Source organism: Acidovorax sp. FHTAMBA (assembly GCF_038958875.1).
Taxonomy (GTDB): domain Bacteria; phylum Pseudomonadota; class Gammaproteobacteria; order Burkholderiales; family Burkholderiaceae_C; genus Acidovorax.
Genome location: NZ_CP152407.1, coordinates 1,011,592 through 1,031,235, shown reverse-complemented (window position 1 = coordinate 1,031,235; position 19,644 = coordinate 1,011,592). Strand labels below are relative to the sequence as shown.

The 19,644-nt window shown below is 63.7% G+C and carries 18 protein-coding genes; 11 read left to right on the top strand and 7 right to left on the bottom strand.

Annotation, left to right across the window (positions count from 1 at the left end; all coding sequences use genetic code 11):
* Window positions 1–130 precede the first annotated feature (130 nt).
* The 3 genes from AAFF19_RS04795 to AAFF19_RS04785 all read right to left on the bottom strand — a co-directional run bounded on the left by AAFF19_RS04795 (window position 131) and on the right by AAFF19_RS04785 (window position 3,557).
* A complete protein-coding gene (locus AAFF19_RS04795; protein WP_179218035.1) occupies window positions 131–469 on the bottom strand; it encodes a nucleotide pyrophosphohydrolase in 339 nt (112 codons plus the stop codon).
* 71 nt (window positions 470–540) lie between these two features.
* Window positions 541–1,473 carry a 2-hydroxyacid dehydrogenase gene (locus tag AAFF19_RS04790; protein ID WP_047219844.1) on the bottom strand — a complete coding sequence of 311 codons (933 nt, stop codon included), beginning with the start codon at window positions 1,471–1,473 and terminating at the stop codon, window positions 541–543.
* Window positions 1,474–1,712: 239 nt separating this feature from the next.
* Window positions 1,713–3,557 (bottom strand): ABC transporter ATP-binding protein/permease, encoded by a 1,845-nt coding sequence (locus AAFF19_RS04785; protein ID WP_008903783.1) that lies wholly within the window; start codon window positions 3,555–3,557, stop codon window positions 1,713–1,715.
* Window positions 3,558–3,688: 131 nt separating this feature from the next.
* Between AAFF19_RS04785 and AAFF19_RS04780 the strand changes: the two genes are divergently transcribed.
* Window positions 3,689–4,111 (top strand): acyl-CoA thioesterase, encoded by a 423-nt coding sequence (locus AAFF19_RS04780; RefSeq protein ID WP_034693273.1) that lies wholly within the window; start codon window positions 3,689–3,691, stop codon window positions 4,109–4,111.
* Between the two features lie 112 nt (window positions 4,112–4,223).
* Here the strand turns inward: AAFF19_RS04780 and AAFF19_RS04775 are convergent, their stop codons facing one another.
* Both AAFF19_RS04775 and AAFF19_RS04770 read right to left on the bottom strand, forming a co-directional pair.
* Complete coding sequence (locus tag AAFF19_RS04775) at window positions 4,224–4,781, bottom strand: polymer-forming cytoskeletal protein (protein WP_008903785.1); 558 nt, start codon at window positions 4,779–4,781, stop codon at window positions 4,224–4,226.
* A 168-nt stretch (window positions 4,782–4,949) separates the two neighbouring features.
* Window positions 4,950–5,435: a thioesterase family protein gene (locus tag AAFF19_RS04770; protein WP_034693242.1), complete on the bottom strand. Its 486-nt coding sequence runs from the start codon at window positions 5,433–5,435 to the stop codon at window positions 4,950–4,952.
* Between the two features lie 470 nt (window positions 5,436–5,905).
* On the opposite strand from AAFF19_RS04770, the gene AAFF19_RS04765 reads away from it, so the two are divergent.
* The 7 genes from AAFF19_RS04765 (at window position 5,906) to AAFF19_RS04735 (ending at window position 14,025) form a co-directional block, all read left to right on the top strand.
* The gene (locus tag AAFF19_RS04765) at window positions 5,906–6,781 is read left to right on the top strand and encodes a branched-chain amino acid ABC transporter permease (RefSeq protein WP_182118093.1); all 876 of its coding nucleotides are present in this window, start codon (window positions 5,906–5,908) and stop codon (window positions 6,779–6,781) included.
* A 3-nt stretch (window positions 6,782–6,784) separates the two neighbouring features.
* On the top strand, window positions 6,785–7,861 hold the full coding sequence (locus AAFF19_RS04760; RefSeq protein ID WP_008903788.1) for a branched-chain amino acid ABC transporter permease: 1,077 nt from the start codon (window positions 6,785–6,787) through the stop codon (window positions 7,859–7,861).
* A gap of 5 nt (window positions 7,862–7,866) precedes the next feature.
* Window positions 7,867–8,706, top strand: a complete 840-nt coding sequence (locus AAFF19_RS04755; protein ID WP_008903789.1) for an ABC transporter ATP-binding protein — start codon at window positions 7,867–7,869, stop codon at window positions 8,704–8,706.
* Window positions 8,707–8,767: 61 nt separating this feature from the next.
* On the top strand, window positions 8,768–9,586 hold the full coding sequence (locus AAFF19_RS04750; protein WP_182118092.1) for an ABC transporter ATP-binding protein: 819 nt from the start codon (window positions 8,768–8,770) through the stop codon (window positions 9,584–9,586).
* 7 nt (window positions 9,587–9,593) lie between these two features.
* Complete coding sequence (locus tag AAFF19_RS04745) at window positions 9,594–11,450, top strand: long-chain fatty acid--CoA ligase (RefSeq protein ID WP_182118091.1); 1,857 nt, start codon at window positions 9,594–9,596, stop codon at window positions 11,448–11,450.
* Between the two features lie 119 nt (window positions 11,451–11,569).
* Window positions 11,570–12,733, top strand: a complete 1,164-nt coding sequence (locus AAFF19_RS04740; protein ID WP_182118090.1) for an ABC transporter substrate-binding protein — start codon at window positions 11,570–11,572, stop codon at window positions 12,731–12,733.
* A 128-nt stretch (window positions 12,734–12,861) separates the two neighbouring features.
* Window positions 12,862–14,025, top strand: a complete 1,164-nt coding sequence (locus AAFF19_RS04735; protein ID WP_182118089.1) for an acyl-CoA dehydrogenase family protein — start codon at window positions 12,862–12,864, stop codon at window positions 14,023–14,025.
* A 182-nt stretch (window positions 14,026–14,207) separates the two neighbouring features.
* Here AAFF19_RS04735 and AAFF19_RS04730 read toward each other — a convergent pair whose 3' ends face one another.
* Complete coding sequence (locus tag AAFF19_RS04730; protein ID WP_182118088.1) at window positions 14,208–14,486, bottom strand: hypothetical protein; 279 nt, start codon at window positions 14,484–14,486, stop codon at window positions 14,208–14,210.
* A 169-nt stretch (window positions 14,487–14,655) separates the two neighbouring features.
* Here AAFF19_RS04730 and AAFF19_RS04725 point away from each other — a divergent pair, with 169 nt between their 5' ends.
* The 3 genes from AAFF19_RS04725 (at window position 14,656) to AAFF19_RS04715 (ending at window position 19,090) form a co-directional block, all read left to right on the top strand.
* Window positions 14,656–15,861, top strand: coding sequence for an acetyl-CoA C-acetyltransferase (locus AAFF19_RS04725; protein ID WP_182118087.1), 1,206 nt, complete (start codon window positions 14,656–14,658; stop codon window positions 15,859–15,861).
* 259 nt (window positions 15,862–16,120) lie between these two features.
* The gene (locus AAFF19_RS04720) at window positions 16,121–18,292 is read left to right on the top strand and encodes a 3-hydroxyacyl-CoA dehydrogenase NAD-binding domain-containing protein (RefSeq protein WP_182118086.1); all 2,172 of its coding nucleotides are present in this window, start codon (window positions 16,121–16,123) and stop codon (window positions 18,290–18,292) included.
* 615 nt (window positions 18,293–18,907) lie between these two features.
* Window positions 18,908–19,090: a hypothetical protein gene (locus AAFF19_RS04715; RefSeq protein WP_182118085.1), complete on the top strand. Its 183-nt coding sequence runs from the start codon at window positions 18,908–18,910 to the stop codon at window positions 19,088–19,090.
* Between the two features lie 148 nt (window positions 19,091–19,238).
* On the opposite strand, the gene AAFF19_RS04710 is transcribed toward AAFF19_RS04715, so the two are convergent.
* A complete protein-coding gene (locus AAFF19_RS04710) occupies window positions 19,239–19,643 on the bottom strand; it encodes a type II toxin-antitoxin system VapC family toxin (protein ID WP_182118376.1) in 405 nt (134 codons plus the stop codon).
* Window position 19,644 lies beyond the last annotated feature (1 nt).

Genomic DNA, 19,644 nt, shown 5'->3' with positions numbered 1-19,644 from the left:
ACCGCCCCCTGAACGAGCCCCGCAAAAGCGGGGCTTTTTTTGCGCTGCATCGCGGCGAGCGCCACTTGCTGTTGCTTCAATATTGATAGCTGTCAGCGCAATCCAGCAAAGCGCCAGAGGCATTTTTTACTCATATTCCAGCCTCGGCACCCGGCACCGGGTACTTGAGCGCGTTCTTGCGCAGCTTGTTCTCCACCGCAGCAGCCACGTCCACGCCCGCGTGGTCGGCCAGCTGCAGCAGGTAGAGCAGCACATCGGCCACTTCATCGGCAATGGGTTCCCTGAGCGCCGGATCGTCGCGCACTGCCCGCGATTGTTCGGGCGTCATCCACTGAAAAATCTCGGTCAGTTCAGCCGCTTCCACCATCAGCGCCATCGCCAGGTTCTTGGGGGTGTGAAACGGCTGCCACTGCCGCTCGGCGGCAAAGGCGCGCAGCCGCGCCTGCAAGGCATCGACATCCAGAGACATTGCAAAAACTCCTGATTTGATAGCTGCTCGCGCTTATCTGTAGAGCGCTAGAGCCACTTTTCATTCAAACTTCAGAGCGGAGACACCGGCGCCTCGCCTGCCAGATGGCGGCGAGCGTTTTCCAGGAAACGGTCCACCGAGGCCTGCACCGCCTCGGGCGACCAGCCCGCCACGTGGGGTGTGAGCACCACGCTGTCCAGGTCCAGCAGCTCGGCCGGGGGCGCGGGCTCGCTCTCGTACACATCCAGGCCTGCTGCCGCAATGCGGCCTTCGCGCAGCGCGGCGGCCAGGGCGGCGGTGTCGATCACGCTGCCGCGTGCGATGTTGACCACCACGCCGCGCGGGCCCAGCGCGTTCAGCACGTCTGCGTTGACCAGGTGCCGGGTAGCAGCGCCACCCGGCGTGGCGACCACGAGGAAGTCCGCCCATGCGGCAAGCGCCGCCACATCGGCAAAGTAGCGATACGGCACATCGGTGCGCGCGCTGCGGTTGTGGTAGCCCACCTCGATCTCAAAGCCCAGCGCGCGCTGTGCGATCTTCTTGCCGATGGTGCCCAGGCCGATGATGCCCAGCCGCTTGTGCGACACGTTGGGCGGCAGCGGCAAGGCCGTGCGCCAGATGCCGGCGCGCGTGGCCTTGTCCAGCGGCAGGATGCGGCGCTGCGCGGCAATCAGCAGGCCCCAGGTGTGGTCGGCCACACAGTCGTCATTGGTGCCCGCGCCCGTGGCCACCACGATGCCGCGCGCCTTGGCGTGGGCCACGGCGATGTTCTCGTAGCCCGCGCCCAGCGCGCAAATCAGCGTGAGCGCAGGCAGCGCGTCGATCTGCGTCGGGCTCAGGCCCACGGCACCGATGGTGAGCACCACCCGCACGCGGCTGCCGTGCTGCGCGATCGCGGCAGCGGCCTGCGGCGCGTCGGGCGCGTAGATCACTTCAAAGGTCTGGGCCATCTGGGCGATGTGCTCTTCAGACAAAAACATGAGGGCAAGAAGGACGGGCTTCATGGGTCAGTGCAATATCAACAATAAAAATCTGCGAGAACCAGCGCTGTGCAGTCTGCGCCACCTACCTCCGCGCGGAGCGGGTAAAACTGGCGCAGTCCCGGCGAGAGACGCCTGGCAAGGGCCGCCCCGCAGCGATGGCGTCGTCCCCCTCAGGGGCTGAGTGCCGCGGCTCCAGGCCTGCCTGTGCAGGCCTGGACGGCACCGAAGAGCGGTCGCCTGTGGCGGCCGCACCGAGGCGGCTATGGCGACTCAGGGGGGGCCTCCTGCTGCAGCGACCACATGCTGGCGTAGCGGCCGCCCTGGGCCAGCAGTTGCGCATGTGTGCCGCGTTCGATGATGCGGCCGGCGTCCATGACCAGGATTTCGTGCGCGTCCACCACCGTGGACAGGCGGTGCGCAATCACCAGTGCAGTCTTGTTCTGCGCCACGCCCTGCAGCTCGGCCTGGATGGCGCGCTCGTTGGCCGAGTCCAGCGCGCTGGTGGCCTCGTCAAAGATCAGGATCGGCGGGTTCTTGAGCAGGGTGCGGGCAATCGCCACGCGCTGCTTTTCACCACCCGAGAGCTTGAGCCCGCGCTCGCCCACCATGGTGGCGTAGCCCTTGGGGGTGCTGGCGATGAAGTCGTGGATGCGCGCGGCGCGGGCGGCGGCTTCGATCTCGTCCTGGCTGGCGCCGGGGCGGCCGTAGGCAATGTTGTAGGCCACGGTGTCGTTGAAAAGCACGGTGTCCTGCGGCACGATGCCAATGGCCTGGCGCACACTGGCCTGCGTCACGCTGCGGATCTCCTGCCCTGCAATGGAGATGCGGCCTTGCTGGATGTCGTAGAAGCGAAACAGCAGCCTGGCCAGTGTGGACTTGCCCGAACCCGAAGGTCCCACCACCGCCACCGTCTTGCCCGCCGGGATCTCGAAGCTGATGCCCTGCAAGATGGGACGGCCCGTGCTCATGTCGTTGCCCTTGCGGGTTTCGTACGAAAAGTGCACGTCCTCAAAACGCACCGCGGGCTGGCTGAGGCCCGTCAGTGGCTGGGCGCCCGGCGCATCGGCCACCTCACGCTCCTTGTCCATCAGGGTGAACATCTTGTCCAGGTCGGTCAGGCTCTGCTTGATCTCGCGGTAGATCACGCCCAGAAAGTTGAGCGGGATGTACAGCTGGATCATGAAGGCATTGACCATGACGAGGTCGCCCAGCGTCATGCGCCCATCGACCACGCCCTGCGTGGCGCGCCAGAGCATGGCCACCAACCCCACGGCAATGATGAGCTGCTGGCCGGTGTTGAGCATGGACAGCGTCGTCTGGCTCTTGAGGCGCGCACGGCGCAGGCGCTCCAGGCTCTCGTCGTAACGGCGGGCTTCGAAGGCTTCGTTGTTGAAGTACTTCACCGTCTCGTAGTTCAGCAGCGAATCCACCGCCTTGGTGTGCGCAGCCGAGTCGAATTCGTTGGCCTCGCGGCGGAACTTGGTGCGCCATTCGGTCACCAGCACGGTGTAGGTGATGTACAGCACCAGGGCGGCCAGCGTGATCCAGGCAAACCAGGCGTCGAACTTCACGGCCAGCACGCTCAGCACCAGGATCACCTCGATCAGCGTGGCAAACACGTTGAACAGCGAGAAGGAAATCAGTGATTCGATGCCCCGCACGCCGCGCTCGATGTCGCGGGTCATCCCGCCAGTCTGGCGCTCCAGGTGAAAGCGCAGGCTGAGCGCATGCAGGTGCTCGAACGTCTGCAGCGCAATGGAGCGCGCCGCGCCCTGCGTGGCCTTGGCAAACACCAGCTCGCGCAGCTCGGTGAACAGCGACGTGGACAGGCGCAGCGCGCCGTACGCCACGAGCAGCCCCACCGGCACCACGAGCAGCGTGGCCGGGTCACCGGGCTTGAAGTTCATGGAATCCACCAGCGTCTTGAGCAGCAGGGGCACGCTGACGTTGGCCAGCTTGGCCCCCACCATGAACACGATGGCCGCGATCACGCGCCACTTGTACTGCCACAGGTAGGGCAGCAGCCGGTGCAGCGTGGCCCAGTCTGACGTGGCGGGCGCGGAGGGGCCGGGGGTGGAAGGTGCGGCTTCGCCGTGGTGGCGCATGGGGGACAATTCCAGGTGTTGTTGTTATTACCGACCCGGCTGACGCCAAGGTGGTTTTTCTGCAGGCCAGCCGCCGCCGGAAACCCGTGGTTCCCATTCGTCTGGCTCAGCCCCAACCCGAGATTGTGCCCATGTCTGCTGTTTTCAGCCCACCACCCGCCGCATTACCCACCGACAAGGAGCTGGTGCTCAAAGTGATCCCCATGCCCGCCGACACCAACGGCAATGGCGACATCTTTGGGGGCTGGGTGATGGCGCAGGTGGACCTGGCGGGCTCTGTGCTGCCCGCGCGCTACATCCAGGGCCGCATGGCCACGGTGGCGGTCAATGAATTCATCTTCAAGCAGCCCGTGCGGGTGGGCGACATCCTGTCGTTCTTCTCGGCCATCACGCGGGTGGGCAACACCTCGGTCACCGTGGAGGTGGAGGTGTATGCCGAACGGTTCACCGATCAGGGAAGGTATGTGAAAGTCACCGAGGCGCGGTTGACCTATGTCGCCATCGATGAGCAGGGCAGGCCGCGCCCGGTGCCCCGGCACAACGCGCCTGCGTAAACCGCAAAAGCGGCCCAAGCAGCACAAGCAGCACAAGCAGCCAAAAAAATTATGCTCCGCGCGTGGAGGCGTCCGGCCAACGCGCGGAGCGGGGAGCAGGGTTTGGAGCAGATCAGGCGGCCATGGCGGCCGGCTCAGCCCTCAAGGGCGCGGCGGCACGCTGGGCGCTGCTGGAGGATGACGCCGGGGAGAAGCCCGCCTCGATCTCGCCCGCCAGCTGCCCGCCCTCTTCCACCACCAGTTTGCCGTAGCGGATCTTGCCGTTGACCTTGCCGGTGCTGAAGATCACCAGCTTCTGGCGCACGGTGAGCGTACCGTTGAATTCGCCATGGATTTCGGCAATGTCGATCTCTGCCGAACCCTTGAAGGCGCCGTTCTCCGCGATCTGGATCACGCGCGAATCCATGGTGGCTTCCACGGTGCCTTCGACCACCAGCGTGTCGCAATCGGTGATCTCCACACCTTTGAGCTTGATGTTGGGGCCTACCGTGAGTTTGCTGCCCGTGCTGTCACTGCTGGCGGACTTGGGCACGACGGAACTTGGCATGGACTGCGCCGGTGCGGCACTGCTGGCGGCAGCCCCCCCCAGTACGGAGCCTGAACTGGTGCTGCTGCGGGGTTGAAACGACTCGGGTTCACGCTTGCCAAAGAAAGGGTTTTGCACGGCCATCAGATCTCCTTGAAAAGAGAGCCATCGTAGGTTTCACATGCCGCCAAAGATGCCTTCGTTACGCAAGAACGGTAACCAAACGGTTCGATGGTTGCATGCGCTTGCAAGGCTTGCTTGATCACACAACCCGAAGGCCTGCCGCGCCACGTCCCCGGGGTGGCTCCCCACCTACGAAACGATGTACGCGGCCGCGCCAGCCGACATGATCTGCCCGTCAGGCCCCAGGAATTCCATGCGCGTGGTGGCCACGCGCGAGCCCAGCCGCAGCACCTGCGCGCGCAGCTCGAAGTGGCTGCCAATGCCGGGTCGCAGGTAGTCGATGCGCAGGTCGATGGTGCCCAGCTTGGCAAAACGGTGCAGGCGCTGCTCGGGCGCCTCGTCCATGTGCTTGGCCCCAATCGCAGCCATCACCGCCAGCCCGCCCATGGCATCCAGCCCCGCGCTGATCACGCCCCCGTGGATGCGGTTGTACGCATAGTGGCCCACCAGCTCGGGCTTCATGTCGATACGACCCACCACGCCATCGGGCGCCAGTGCGGTGATCTTCAGGCCCAGCACCTGGTTGAACACGATCTTTTCTTCAAAGATGGATTTGAGCCCGGCAATGAACTCGGGCTCAAAGTCTTGCGGCGCGACAGGGACAGTTTTGCTCATGGAAACTCGCGGGTAGGTGCTGGTTCACAGACACGGGTGGGCGGCTCTGATGGAGGGCAGGCGCCAGTCCATCAATTTGCTCATTATTTTATAGCTGCTCGCGCTTTACAGATAAGCGCTGATGGCGATTTTCGCTCATATTCTCACACCGCGCGCGCCGTGCCGGGCCGGGGCAGGACAACGAGCCCAAGCATTGTCGGCCACCACCGCTGCGCACGAACGGCCCATGCCTGTCGCATGAGCGACATGCCCTGCGCCCCTCCTTCCGGGGGGATAGGCGGGCGCCGCGCGCCACGGCACCATCGCATCCGACGCAACCCTTATTGCGCCCCGCTGCGCACTGCGTCAATATGCGCCGCTGCTCATGCCGCAACCCGATCAGGGTTAGCCCCGAGTGCGGTCTGCGCCGCGCACAGGCACGATGATTTATGCAAAGCAAATGCTTTGCAAAAATATTCTGGAGAGCCAGTGTGCAATTTGTGCAACTGTTGATCAGCGGTATCTCACAGGGGTGCATCTACGGGCTGATTGCGCTCGGCTTTGTGCTCATCTACAAGGCCACCGAAACCGTAAGCTTCGCCCAGGGCGAACTGATGATGCTCGGCGCCTTTTGCGGCCTGGCACTCATGACGGTGCTGGGCTTTCCCTTCTGGGTGGCGGTGCTGGCCAGCATCCTGGCCATGGGTGTGTTTGGCGTGCTGCTGGAGCGCGCCGTGATCCGCCCCATCCTCGGCCAGCCCGCGTTCTCCATCGTCATGCTCACCATCGGCATCGGCTATGTGCTTCGCGGGCTCGTCACCATGATCCCCAACATCGGCACCGACACGCACACGCTGCCCGTACCCTACAAGGACCAGTCGCTGCGGCTGGGCGAGTTGGTCGTCAGCGCCGAGCAGCTGGTGGTGATCGGTGCCACGGGCGTTTTGTGCGTGCTGCTGTTTGCGATGTTCCGCTACAGCAAGCTGGGCATTGCAATGCAGGCCGCATCGCAAAACCAGCTGGCCGCCTACTACATGGGCATCCCGGTGCAGCGGCTCAACGGCCTGGCCTGGGGGCTGGCGGCGGTGGTGGCGGCGGTGGCGGGCTTGCTGCTGGCACCCATCACCTTTGTGCACGCCAACATGGGCTTCATCGGGCTCAAGGCGTTCCCGGCGGCGGTGGTCGGCGGCTTTGGCAGCCTGCCGGGCGCCATCGTGGGCGGTTTGGTGATTGGCATCGTCGAGTCGCTTTCGGGCTTTTACCTGCCCGACGGCTTCAAGGACACGGCGGCCTACATCGTGGTGCTGATCATGCTGATGGTGAAACCGAATGGCCTCTTCGGCGAAAAGCTGAGAAAGAAAGTCTGACCCATGCGCTTTCTTTTCAAGACCTCGTACGAACAAGACATCCGGCTGGCCAAACACGGCGGGCATGTGTTCTGGTACAGCCTGCTGGGCCTGGCGCTGGTCGCAGCGCCCTGGGTGGCGCCTGAATACTGGCTGGCGCAGCTCACTTTTGTGCTCATCTATTCCATCGTCGGCCTGGGGCTGATGCTGCTGGCAGGCTTCACAGGGCTGTTCTCGCTGGGGCATGCGGCCTTTCTGGGTGTGGGGGCGTACACGCAGGCGGTGCTCACGGGCATGGGCTGGCCGTTCGCACTGTCGCTGGCCTGCGCGGCAGGGCTGTCGGCCGCAGTGGGTGTGGTGGTGGGGCTGCCCGCACTGCGCGTCAAGGGCATCTACCTGGGCATGGCCACGCTGTCGTTTGGCTTCATCGTTGAAGAGGTGTTTGCGCGCTGGGAGTCGGTGACGGGTGGCAACTCGGGCAAGCACCTGGTGCCACCGCAGATGTTCGGCTACTCGTTCGAAACCACGGAGTCGTTCTACTTTCTGTGCCTGGTGATTGCCGTGGTCAGCACACTGGCCATCCTGAACCTGCTGCGTTCGCCCACGGGGCGCGCCTTTGTCGCCATCCGCGATTCAGAAATCTCGGCGCAGAGCATGGGCATTCACCTGGCGCGCTACAAGACGCTGTCGTTCTCGCTATCCGCCGCGCTGGCAGGCGTGGGTGGTGCGTTGTACGCACACAAGCTGCAGTTCATCTCGCCGGACCAGTTCAACATCCTGCAGTCCATCGACCTGCTGCTCATGATCGTGATCGGCGGCCTGGGCTCGGTGCACGGGGCGTTCCTGGGCGCGATCTTTCTCATTTCAATGCCGCAGCTCATCTCGCTTGGCAAGGACTGGCTGCCCGCAGCCATCGGCCAGGCGCCGGGGCTTCAGGCGGTGGTGTATGGCGCCGTGCTCATCCTGTTCGTGCTGTTCGAGCCCATGGGGCTGTATGGCCGCTGGCTCAAGGTGCGCACCTGGCTGCAGATGTTCCCGTTCTACCGCAAGGGCCTGTTCAAGCGGCAGAAGTCCTTTCAAAAATCCGACAGGTTGAAATGACAGCAATGACCAACGAAGTCCTGCTTTCAGCCCAGAACCTCAGTGTGCGTTTTGGCGGCGTGCTCGCGGTCAACAACGTGAGCTTTGACGTGCGCCGTGGCGAGGTGTTCACCCTCATCGGCCCCAACGGCGCGGGCAAGACGACGGTGTTCAACCTCATCAGCCGCATCTATACGCCCACCACCGGCACCATCGCCTATGCGGGCCCGGGCGGGGCCCTGCTACCACTGACCGACCAGCCGCCGCACAAGGTAGCAGGCCTGGGCATTGCGCGCACCTTCCAGAACATCGAACTCTTCGAGCACGCGAGTGTGCTGCACAACCTGCTGATCGGCCGCCACACCCGGCAGCACAGCAGCCTGTGGGCCGAGATGTTCTTCACGCGCAAGGTGCGCGAAGGGGAAATTCAGGCCCGCGAGAAGGCCGAGCAGGTCATCGACTTTCTCGACCTGCAGCACTACCGCGACACCATGGTGGCCGGCCTGCCCTACGGCGTGCGCAAGGTGGTGGAGCTGGCCCGCGCGCTGTGCACCGAGCCGCAGCTGCTGCTGCTCGACGAGCCCTCGTCGGGCCTGAACATGGAGGAGACCGACGACATGGCCTTCTGGATACAGGACATCCAGCACGAGCTGGGCATCACCGTGCTGATGGTGGAGCACGACATGTCGCTGGTCTCCAAGGTATCTGACCGCGTGCTGGCCATGAACCAGGGCGAGGTGGTGGCGATGGGCACGCCGCGCGAAGTGCAGACGCACCCCGGCGTGGTCGAGGCGTATCTGGGCACGATCGACGATGTGAGCAACCTGCGCCGCCCGGCGGGGTCCCACCTGGGGGTTCGGGCATGAGCGCCGCGCCGGGCCGCCCCAAGCAAGCTCGCACCGCAGTGCGCAGCACGGAGGTTTCCGAATGAACGCCGTACTTGCCGCCACCAGCACACCAGTTACTGCAGCGGCTGACCAACCCCTGCTGCGACTGCAAAACGTGGAGAGCGCTTATGGCCCCATCAAGGCCATCCGCGGCGTGAGCCTGCAGGTGCGTCGTGGCGAGATCGCGGCCGTGCTGGGCAGCAACGGCGCGGGCAAGACGACGATTCTCAAAACCATCAGCGGCATCATCGACCCGCGCAAGGGCTCCATCGAATTCGCGGGCGCCGACATCACCGCCCGCGACCCGGCGGCCATCGTGCGCCGGGGCCTGATGCATGTGCCCGAAGGCCGCGAGGTGTTCCCGCTGCTGTCGGTGCGCGACAACCTGCTGATGGGCGCCTACACACGCGCCGACAAGGATGGCGTGGCGCGCGACATCGAAACCGTGTTCGGCTACTTCCCCATCCTGAAGGAACGCACCGCACAGGATGCCGGCCTGCTCTCTGGCGGCCAGCAACAGATGCTGGCCATCTCCCGCGCGCTCATGGCCAACCCTGAGCTGATCCTGCTGGACGAGCCCAGCCTGGGCCTGTCGCCCAAGCTCACCAAGGAGATCTTCGAGATTGTGGTGCGCATCAACCGCGAGCGCGGCACCACCATCCTGCTGGTGGAGCAGAACGCCAACATGGCGCTCAACGCGTCGGACTACGGCTACGTGCTGGAGAACGGCCGCATCGTGATGGAAGACAGCTGCGAGCGCCTGCGCGAGAAGGACGACATCAAGGAGTTCTACCTGGGAATGAAGGACGTCGGCGTGCGCGGTGAGCGCCGCTGGAAAAAGAAGAAAACGTGGCGGTGAGGACGGCATGAGCAATCTCTGGGATCTCTCTCACATCCAGCCCGCAGGCACCGACGTGCTCGCGGGCGACACCATCGCCGCCATGTTCTGGAACGCCGTGGCCGAGCGCGGCCCGCGCGTTTGGATGCGCCAGAAGGAGCTGGGCATCTGGAAGAGCTGGACCTGGGACCAGACGGCGGAAGCCGTGCGGGAGATTGCGGGCGGCCTGATGTCGCTGGGTTTTGCGGCAGGTGAATGTGCATCCATCCTGTCCAACACCAACATCCAATGGGTGCTGGCCGATCTGGCCGTGCTGAGCTGCGGCGGCGTGGCCAACGGCATCTACCCCACCGATGCGGCGGCGCAGGTGCACTACCTGAGCGAAGACTCTCGGACCACCGTGCTGTTTGTGGAAGACGATGAACAGCTCGACAAGGCCCTGGAAGTGCGCAGCAGCCTGCCCCTGCTGCGCAAGGCGGTGGTGTTCGACATGGAGGGCTTGCGCAGCCTGAACGACCCCGATGTGCTGAGCCTGGCGAGCCTGCGTGAACTGGGCCGTACATGGAACGCCCAACACCCCGACGCGCTGATGCAGCGCGTCAAGGCCTGCCGCCCCGAAGACCTGGCCATTCTGGTCTACACCTCGGGCACCACCGGCAAGCCCAAGGGCGCGATGCACACACACGGCGCACTCACCTACACCGTGCGCGGCTACAACACGCTCATCTCGCGCAGCGAGGCCGACGAGACCATGTGTTTTCTGCCGCTGTGCCACATCGCCGAGCGCATGGGCGGCGAATACTTCTCGCTCTACACCGGCGCGCGCCTGAACTTTGTGGAGAACCCCGACACCGTGCCCGAGAACGTGCGAGAGATCGCGCCCACGGTGTTCACCGCCGTGCCGCGGGTATGGGAGAAGTTCTATTCGGGCGTGATGATCGCACTTAAGGAATCCACACGCATCCAGCAGGCGGCCTATGCCTGGTCGATTGGCGTGGGCACCCGCATCGCTGACTTGGTGCTGGCCGGACAGCCGGTGGGCGGTTTGCTAAAGGCGCAGTTCATGCTGGCGCGCTTTCTGGCGCTCAACAATGTGCGCAAGCTCATCGGCATCCACCGTGCGCGCTTTCTGGTCACAGGCGCAGCGCCCATTTCGCCCGATCTGGTGAAGTGGTACCTGGCGCTGGGCGTGCCCATGCTGGAGGTGTGGGGCATGACCGAGACCTGCGGCGCCTCCACCGGTGTGCCGGCCAGCCGCATCAAACCGGGCTCCATCGGCCCCGCGGCCAGCTACAACGAGGTGCGCATCGACCCCGCCACGGGCGAAATCCTGGTGCGTGGCCCCAATGTGTTCAAGGGCTATCTCAACCAGCCCGAGAAGACGGCCGAAACCATCGACCCCGAAGGCTGGCTGCACACGGGCGATGTGGGCCTGATCGACGCCGACGGCTACCTGCGCATCACCGACCGCATGAAGGACATCATCATCACGGCGGGCGGCAAGAACATCACGCCGAGCGAGCTGGAGAACGAACTCAAGTTCAGCCCTTACATCACCGATGCGGTGGTGATTGGCGACAAGCTGCCCTACCTCACGGTGATCATCATGATCGACCAGGAGAACGTGGAGAAGTACGCTCAGGACAACGACGTGCCGTTCTCCAACTACGCCAGCCTGACCCGCACGCGCGAGGTGCAGGAGCTGATCCAGGGCGAAATCGACCGCGTGAACGCCAAGTTCGCCCGAGTGGAGCAGATCAAGAAGTTCTTCCTGCTCGATACGCAACTCACGGCCGAGGATGAAGAGCTGACACCCACCATGAAGCTCAAGCGCAAGCTGGTGCAGCAGAAGTACGCACCGCAGATTGAGGCGATGTACCGGTAGGTGCGCACGTCACGCAACCACAGGCCACGCCCATCAGGATAGGGAAAGTGCTGGTGCCCCACCCCGGGCACCGTTCTATAACGAGCAACCGAGTTCGATCCAACCAAAGGAGACGTGCCATGAAGTTTCATCACATTGCCGCGCTGGCCATCGTGGCCATGGCCGGAGGTGCTGCACAGGCCCAGCCCAGCCAGGGCGTGAGCAAGGACACCATCACGCTGGGTTCCATCCAGGATCTGTCCGGCCCGCTGGCGGGCTTTGGCAAGCAGGTGCGGCTGGGCATGATGCTGCGCGTGGACGAGGCCAACGAGCAAGGCGGCGTGAACGGCCGCAAGCTCGACCTGAAGGTGGAAGACTCGGGCTACGACCCCAAGAAAGCCGTGCTGGCCGCACAGAAGCTGGTCAACCAGGACAAGATTTTCATCATGGTGGGCCACATCGGCACGGCCCAGAACCTGGCGGCCATGCCCGTGCAGTTCAGCAAGAACGTGATCAACTTCTTCCCGATCACCGCTGCGCGGGAAATGTACGAGCCCTTCCACAAGCTCAAGTATTCGTTTGCCGCCACTTACTACGACCAGATCCGCCTGGCCGCGCCCAAGCTCATCAAGGAAAAAGGCGCCAAGAAGATCTGCACCATCTACCAAGACGATGAGTTTGGCCTGGAGGTAATGCGCGGCGGCGAGGCGGCACTCAAGTCCATGGGCATGGACTTCACCGAGAAGACCTCGTACAAGCGCGGCGCCACCGATTTTTCGTCGCAGGTCGCCAAGATGAAGTCTTCGGAGTGCGACTTCGTGATCCTGGGCACCATCATCCGCGAGACCATCGGCACGATTGGCGAGGCGCGCAAGACGGGCTTCAACCCCACCTTCCTGGGCTCCAGCGCCGCCTACACCGACCTCATCCACAAGCTGGGCGGCAAGCCCATGGACGGGCTGTACGCCACCATGACGGTGCAACACCCCTACCTGGATGAAGCCAGCCAGCCCATCCGCTTCTGGGCCAACAAGTACAAGACCAAGTTCAACGAAGACCCCACCGTGTTCTCGGTCTACGGCTACAACGCCATCGATGCCTTCATCAAGGCGGCCCAGAAGGCAGGTCCCAACCTGAGCACCGACAGCTTCATCAAGGCCATGGACACCATGGTGATTCCGCCCGACATGTTCGGCAGCGCCGAAGGCACCTTTGGCCCACAAAAGCGCCTGGGCAGCGATCTTTCTCGCCTGTCGCAGATCACCGATGGCAAGTGGAAAGTGGTGTCTGACTACGTGAAATAGTCGCCCGCATTGTTTCTGCCAGCAGGCCGCCTTCGGGCGGCCTTGTCTTTGGTGAGTGCGTTTTTGCCTCGGAAGTGGCAGAATTTAACCAAGCAGTAACTTTGCATAAATAGAAAGAGACAAACGCCATGATCGACCGCACCCTCTTCCAGCCCGACCACCAGGCCTTTGCTGACAGCTTTCGCCGATTCATCGACAAAGAGGTAACGCCCCACCATGCCGCCTGGGAAGACCAGGGCTACGTGGCGCGCGAGGTGTGGAGCCAGGCGGGCGCCAACGGCTTTCTGTGCATGAGCCTGCCCGAGCAATACGGCGGTGCCGGGGCCGACAAGCTCTATTCGGTGGCGCAGATGGAAGAGCTGGCGCGCGCTGGCACCTCTGGTATCGGCTTTGGTCTGCACAGCGAGATCGTGGCGCCGTACATCCTGCACTACGGCACCGAGGCCCAGAAACAAAAGTACCTGCCGCAAATGGCCAGTGGCGCCGTGGTGGGCGCCATCGCCATGAGCGAGCCCGCTGCGGGCAGCGACCTGCAAGGCATCAAGACCACAGCCATCAAAAGTGCGGACGGGTCGCACTATGTGCTGAACGGCAGCAAAACCTTCATCACCAACGGCTGGCATGCCGACCTGGTGATTGTGGTCGCCAAGACCGACCCGGCGGCCGGGGCCAAGGGCACCAGCCTGTTGCTGGTGGAGCGCGGCATGCCCGGCTTTGAAAAGGGCCAGCGCCTCAAGAAGATGGGCATGAAGGCGCAGGACACGTCCGAGCTGTTCTTCAACGACGTGCAGGTGCCGGTGGACAACTTGCTGGGCGGCCCCGCCATGGAAGGGCGCGGCTTCATCTGCCTGATGGAGCAGTTGCCCTGGGAGCGCCTCCAGATCGCCATCACCGCCGTGGCCGCCGCCCAGGCCGCCATTGACTGGACGCTGGACTACGTCAAGCAGCGCAAGGTCTTTGGCCAGAGCGTGGCGTCATTTCAAAACACCCGCCACACCCTGGCCGAGCTGCAAACGCAGGTGCAGGTGGCCCGCGTGTTCGTGGACAAATGCTGTGAGCTGATCGTGCGCGATCAGCTCGACACCGAAACCGCCAGCATGGCCAAGTACTGGACGACCGACCTGCAGTGCAAGGTGATGGACGAATGTGTGCAGCTGTTTGGCGGCTATGGCTACATGTGGGAATACCCCATCACCCGCGCCTATGCCGACGCACGCGTGCAGCGCATTTATGGCGGCACCAACGAAATCATGAAAGAAGTGATTGCGCGGGCCATGGGCCTGGGCAAGTAGCACAACGCGCAAGACAACGTGAACAAGCCCTGCACTAAGCTTGGCGCCCTCGACCTCGCGTTCGGCCATCCCCTACCGTTCAGGCTGAGCTTGTCGAAGCCCCGCGCGGCGCTTCGACAAGCTCAGCGTGATCGGCTTCTTCGGCTAGAAGGCGAATGGGTATCCGCGGGCGCCGAATTTCCCTACAGATACCAGGCGGCGCGGGCCTCTTCGGGGCTGAGCGGCGCACCGGGGCGGCGGTCGGTGACATTCAGCCAGGAGCGCACACCCTGGCTGCCACTCAGCGCACGCATCAGCAGCAAGCCTGCGCCAATGCCGCGAATGGCCGCTGAGCTGGGGCTGGGCGCCATGAAGGCCGCCACCGCCAGCGCACTGGATGCAGCCAGCACGACATGGTGCTCCAGCGCAAACCCTTCGCGCGTGTCGTCGTATTCGATGGCGCTGCGAGCGATGCGCTGCAATGCAGGGGATGTATTTCGTTCCATAGCCAGAAATGTAGATAACAACCGTCGAAAGATAGTGCAAAAACCACTGCACCCGCGTCAGAAAGCACCTTGTAGTGGCGTGAGCCAGCCCAGCTGCTTTACCGCCGCACTGCTTGAAGTTTAGAGAAACCACCGGAGACCATTCATGACCGAAGCCTATGTATTCGATGCGCTGCGCACCCCGCGCGGCAAGGGCAAGAAGGACGGCACCCTGCACGAGGTCAAGCCCATCGACCTGCTGGTGGGCCTGCTGACCGAACTGCAAGCGCGCCACCGCTTTGATACGGCGGCGGTGGACGATGTCGTCATGGGCATCGTCTCGCCCGTGGGCGAACAGGGCTCGGTGCTACCCAAGGTGGCTGCGCTCAAGGCCGTGTGGGACTTTCGCTGCGCGGGCGTGCAAGTCAACCGCTTCTGCGCCTCGGGCCTGGAAGCCGTGAACCTGGCCGCACAAAAAGTGCGCAGCGGCTGGGAAGACCTGGTGGTGGCGGGCGGCGTGGAGAGCATGAGCCGCGTGCCCATCGGCTCCGACGGCGGCGCCTGGGCGCAAGACCCTGCTACCAACTCCGCCACGCTGTTCGTCCCCCAGGGCATCGGCGCCGACCTGATCGCCACGCTGGACGGCTACACCCGCGCCGACGTGGACGCCTTCGCGCTCGAATCGCAGCGCCGCGCCACCGCCGCGCGCGCAGCGGGCTACTTCAAGAACTCTGTCGTGCCCGTGCGCGACTTCATCGGCCAGACCATCCTGGCCGAAGACGAGTTCATCAAACCCAAGACCACGCTCGAAGGCCTGGGCGCGCTCAAGCCCTCGTTCGAGCAACTGGGCGGCATGGGCTTTGATGCCGTGGCGCTGCAACGCTACCCGCAGGTGGAGCGCATCCACCACGTGCACCACGCGGGCAACTCGTCGGGCATCGTGGACGGTGCCGCTGCCGTGCTCATCGGCAATGAGGCCGCGGCCAAGGCCCACGGCCTCACGCCGCGCGCACGCATCGTGGCCACGGCGCTCAGCGGTGCCGACCCCACCATCATGCTCACCGGCCCCGTGCCCGCCGCCAAGAAGGCGCTGGCCCGCGCAGGCATGACCATCGACCAGATCGACCTGTTTGAAGTGAACGAGGCCTTTGCCGCCGTGCCCATGCGCTTCATGCGCGAGCTGGGCGTGCCACACGACAAGGTCAACGTGAACGGCGGCGCCATCGCCATGGGCCACCCGCTGGGCGCCACGGGCGCGATGATTTTGGGCACCCTCATCGATGAACTGCACCGCCGGGGCCTGCGCTATGGCCTGGCCACGCTGTGTGTGGGCGGCGGCATGGGCATCGCAACGATTGTGGAAAGGCTGTGACCCCACTTCCGCCCCCCGTGCACCTTGCCCATCCCCAAAACCCGTTCGGGCTGAGCTTGTCGAAGCCAAGGCATTCAGACAACCTTCAGACAGGCTCACTGCGCGCAGGCCTTCGACAAGCTCAGGCCGAACGGACAGTGGAGAGGCTGACGCCGCGCCCCTCCCCCATCCGTTCGGGCTGAGCCTGTCGAAGCCGGGGCACATCGCTCGTCGAGCCGCCTGACATCGCCGCAAGAACACTGCATCAGGAGACAAACACATGCAAACCATCCGCTACGAACTCATCCCCGCCCAGGGCACCGAAGGCCAGGTCGCCGTCATCACCTTTGACGAAACCAACTCCCCCGTCAACACCATGTGCCGCCAGTGGCAGCAAGAGCTGGGCGAGGTCACCGCCCAGGTGCTGGGCGACCGCGAACGCCTGGGCGCCGCGCTCAAGGGCATCGTGCTCGCATCGGCCAAGACCAGCTTCTTTGCCGGGGCCGACCTCAAGGCCACCATGCGCCTCACGCCCGCCGATGCGCCCAACGCGTTTGGCGAAATCGAGCGCATGAAGAAGCACTTCCGCACGCTCGAAACCCTGGGTATCCCCGTGGTGGCCTGCCTCAACGGCGCGGCGCTGGGCGGCGGATGGGAGGTGGCGCTGGTCGCCCACTACCGCATTGCCGTGGCCGACGCCAAGATCCAGTTTGGCCTGCCTGAGGTCACGCTGGGCCTGATGCCCGGTGCCACCGGCGTGACCAAGATGACGCGCCTGCTGGGCCTGATGGGCGCGCAGCCCTACATCCTGGAAGGCAAGCTCTTCAACCCCGCCGAGGCGCTGGAGCTGCAACTGGTGCACGAACTGGTGGCTACCCACGAGCAACTGCTGCCAGCAGCCCTGGCCCACATCGCCACCCACCCGCACGCCGTGCAGCCGTGGGACGACAAGAACTACAAGATGCCTGGCGGCACGCCCGCCAACCCCAAGATTGCAGGCGCGCTGACAGTGGCGCCCGCCATGCTCAAGAAGACCACGCGCGGCCGCTACCCCGCGCCCGAGGCTGCGCTGGCGGCCATGGTCGAAGGCGCCATGGTGGACTATGACACCGCCCTGCGCATCGAAAGCCGCTACCTCGCCCGCCTGATGACCGGCCCCGTGGCGCGCAACATGATCAACACGTTCTTCTTCGACATGAACGCGATCAAGAGCGGCAAGTCACGTCCAGGCACGGCCCCACGCTACAAGCCGCAGAAGGTTGGCATCCTGGGCGCTGGCATGATGGGTGCAGGCATCGCCTGGGCCCAGGCCAGCCGGGGCATCGCCACGGTGCTCAAGGACGTGAGCACCGAGAAGGCCGAGGCCGGCAAGGCCTACAGCGCCAAACTCACCCAGGCCCGCGTGGATAAAGGCCGCATGACGGCCGAGGCGCAGCAAGCGCTGCTGGCCCGCATCACGCCCACCGCCAGCGCGGCCGACCTGGCGGGCTGCGATCTCATCATCGAAGCCGTGTTTGAAAGCCGCGACCTCAAGGCCAAGGTGACGCAAGAGGCCGAGCCGCAATTGGCACCCGGCGGCTTCTTTGCCAGCAACACCTCCACCCTGCCCATCAGCGGCCTGGCCACGGCCAGCAGTCGGCCCAAGAAGTTCGTCGGCATCCACTTCTTCAGCCCCGTGGACAAGATGAAGCTGGTGGAGATCATCCGAGGCAAGCAGACCGATGACGAGACCGTGGCACGCGCGTTCGACTACGTGCAGGCCCTGGGCAAGGTGCCCATCGTGGTCAACGACTCACGCGGCTTTTACACCAGCCGCACCTTTGGCACCTTTGTGATGGAAGGCGCCGCCATGCTGGGCGAAGGCATCCCCGCCGCCGCGATTGAAAACGCCGCCATGCAAGCCGGCCTGCCCGTGGGCCCGCTGGCCGTGCTGGACGAAACCGCGCTGACCCTGAGCGTGCACGTGCTGGACCAGACCCGCGCCGACTACGCGGCCGAAGGCAAGACTTATAACGCCACACCCGGCGAGCTGCTGGTGGAGCACATGGTCAAGGAGCTGAAGCGCCCAGGCCGCGCAGGTGGCGGCGGCTTTTATGACTACCCCGCAGGCGCCAAGAAGCACCTGTGGCCGGAGTTGAAAACGCTGTTCGAAAAACCCGGTGTGGAATGGAGCGTGCAGGAGATTCAGGACCGTCTGCTCTACCGCCAAGCGATCGAGACCGCGCGCTGCCTGGCCGAGGGCGTACTGACCAGCGTGCATGACGCGAACATTGGGTCGATCTTTGGGATTGGGTTTCCGGCGTGGACGGGGGGGGCGATGCAGTTTATCTATGGGACGGGCCTGGAAGCGTTCTTGCAGCGAGCGGATGAACTGGCGGCTAGGTACGGTGCCGGATTCAACGTCGAAGGTGAAACCAGTGCCGCAATAAAACGCTACTGTCCCACTTTTTGAATTGACGCAGCTACTTCGGTCTCGTCGGGAATCGGACTGATGTAATCTGACCATCGCTCTTCAAGGAGCGAGTCCAACCTCGGCAGGACTTCACAAGGGATGAGATAGGCGCGTGGGGAATTCCTCTCATCGTCGGTGATGACGATCCTCAGGTCGAAAGTGACATCTTGGCCAGGGTTGCGTTCCAAGATGTCTCTTTGTAAGCGAGGGACATCAACGATTCGTAGGTTGGGATCGCGTGTGTTCCACCGGACGCACATATGACGAGGCTGCGCTTGCCCCAACGGCTCCAACCTGTGCAATTTTTGAAGCGCGTCGATTTGCCAACGCAGGCATTTCTCGCGATGGGCATCCAAATGCCAATCACCGTGCAGATACTTGAGCACCGACACCGAGAGCTGCGCATATGTGCGCAGGTCCTCCGCACTGAGATCAATGCGCTCGCCAATTACCTCATTCTTTGAGCTTGCGATCCGCAATCCCCCATTCGACGAATCAAAGTGGCGAGAGTGAATGATGGTTCCGCGCAGCGGCTCAGAACACTTGTATTAGAGCGGCCACCAACCATGGCCGGGCATGCAGGACGGATGGGTATACAAGGCCTGGCGAGGCTAGTTGCTTGATCTTCCCCTTAAAGCGGAACTCTGCGGGCTGGCCGTTCCCCTTGAGAACCCACTCGAACAACATATCGAGCAATTTGAAAGAAGCAACAAAGACCAGCGGTGGCGCGACTTGGAGGAAGCCTGGGCGCCAATCAAACAGCACTACATTCCCCCGGCCAAAATTCCTGACTATTGAAGATTTAGTGTCTGCGTCGTACACAACGGCATCTGGCCATTCGGGAAAGAGCTCATCCTCAGTCAGCTTGTAAACAGAGTGGAGAAGCCAGTCTTCATAGCCAACAAGCTCCCGTAGCTCATGCCTAGCTTGCTCAGAAGAAAAATCTCTAACGGGCATGCCAATCCACCCACTGCAACCCCGGCACCCGCGAAAACTCCCGCACATTGCGCGTCACCAATGTGGCCTGATGGCGTAATGCCGTTGCAGCGATCAGAGTGTCGTGCGGACCAATGGGCGTTCCCACCGACTCGAGTTCAGCTCGAATCCGTGCAGCATGCGCGGCGCATTCGCTGTCAAAAGGAAGCACCTGCACGGGCTGTAGCAGCTGGGCCAATGCGGCAAACCGTGGCGCTGCAGCCTCTGGCGGCAAGCGCATTAGTCCATACCGCAGTTCATATTCAACGATGGCGGGCACGCCAACCTCCACAGGCTTCAGCGCCTGCATGCGCGGTACCACCAAAGGGTCGCCACGGAAGTAGTAGCTGATGGTGTTGCTATCGAGAACCAACATG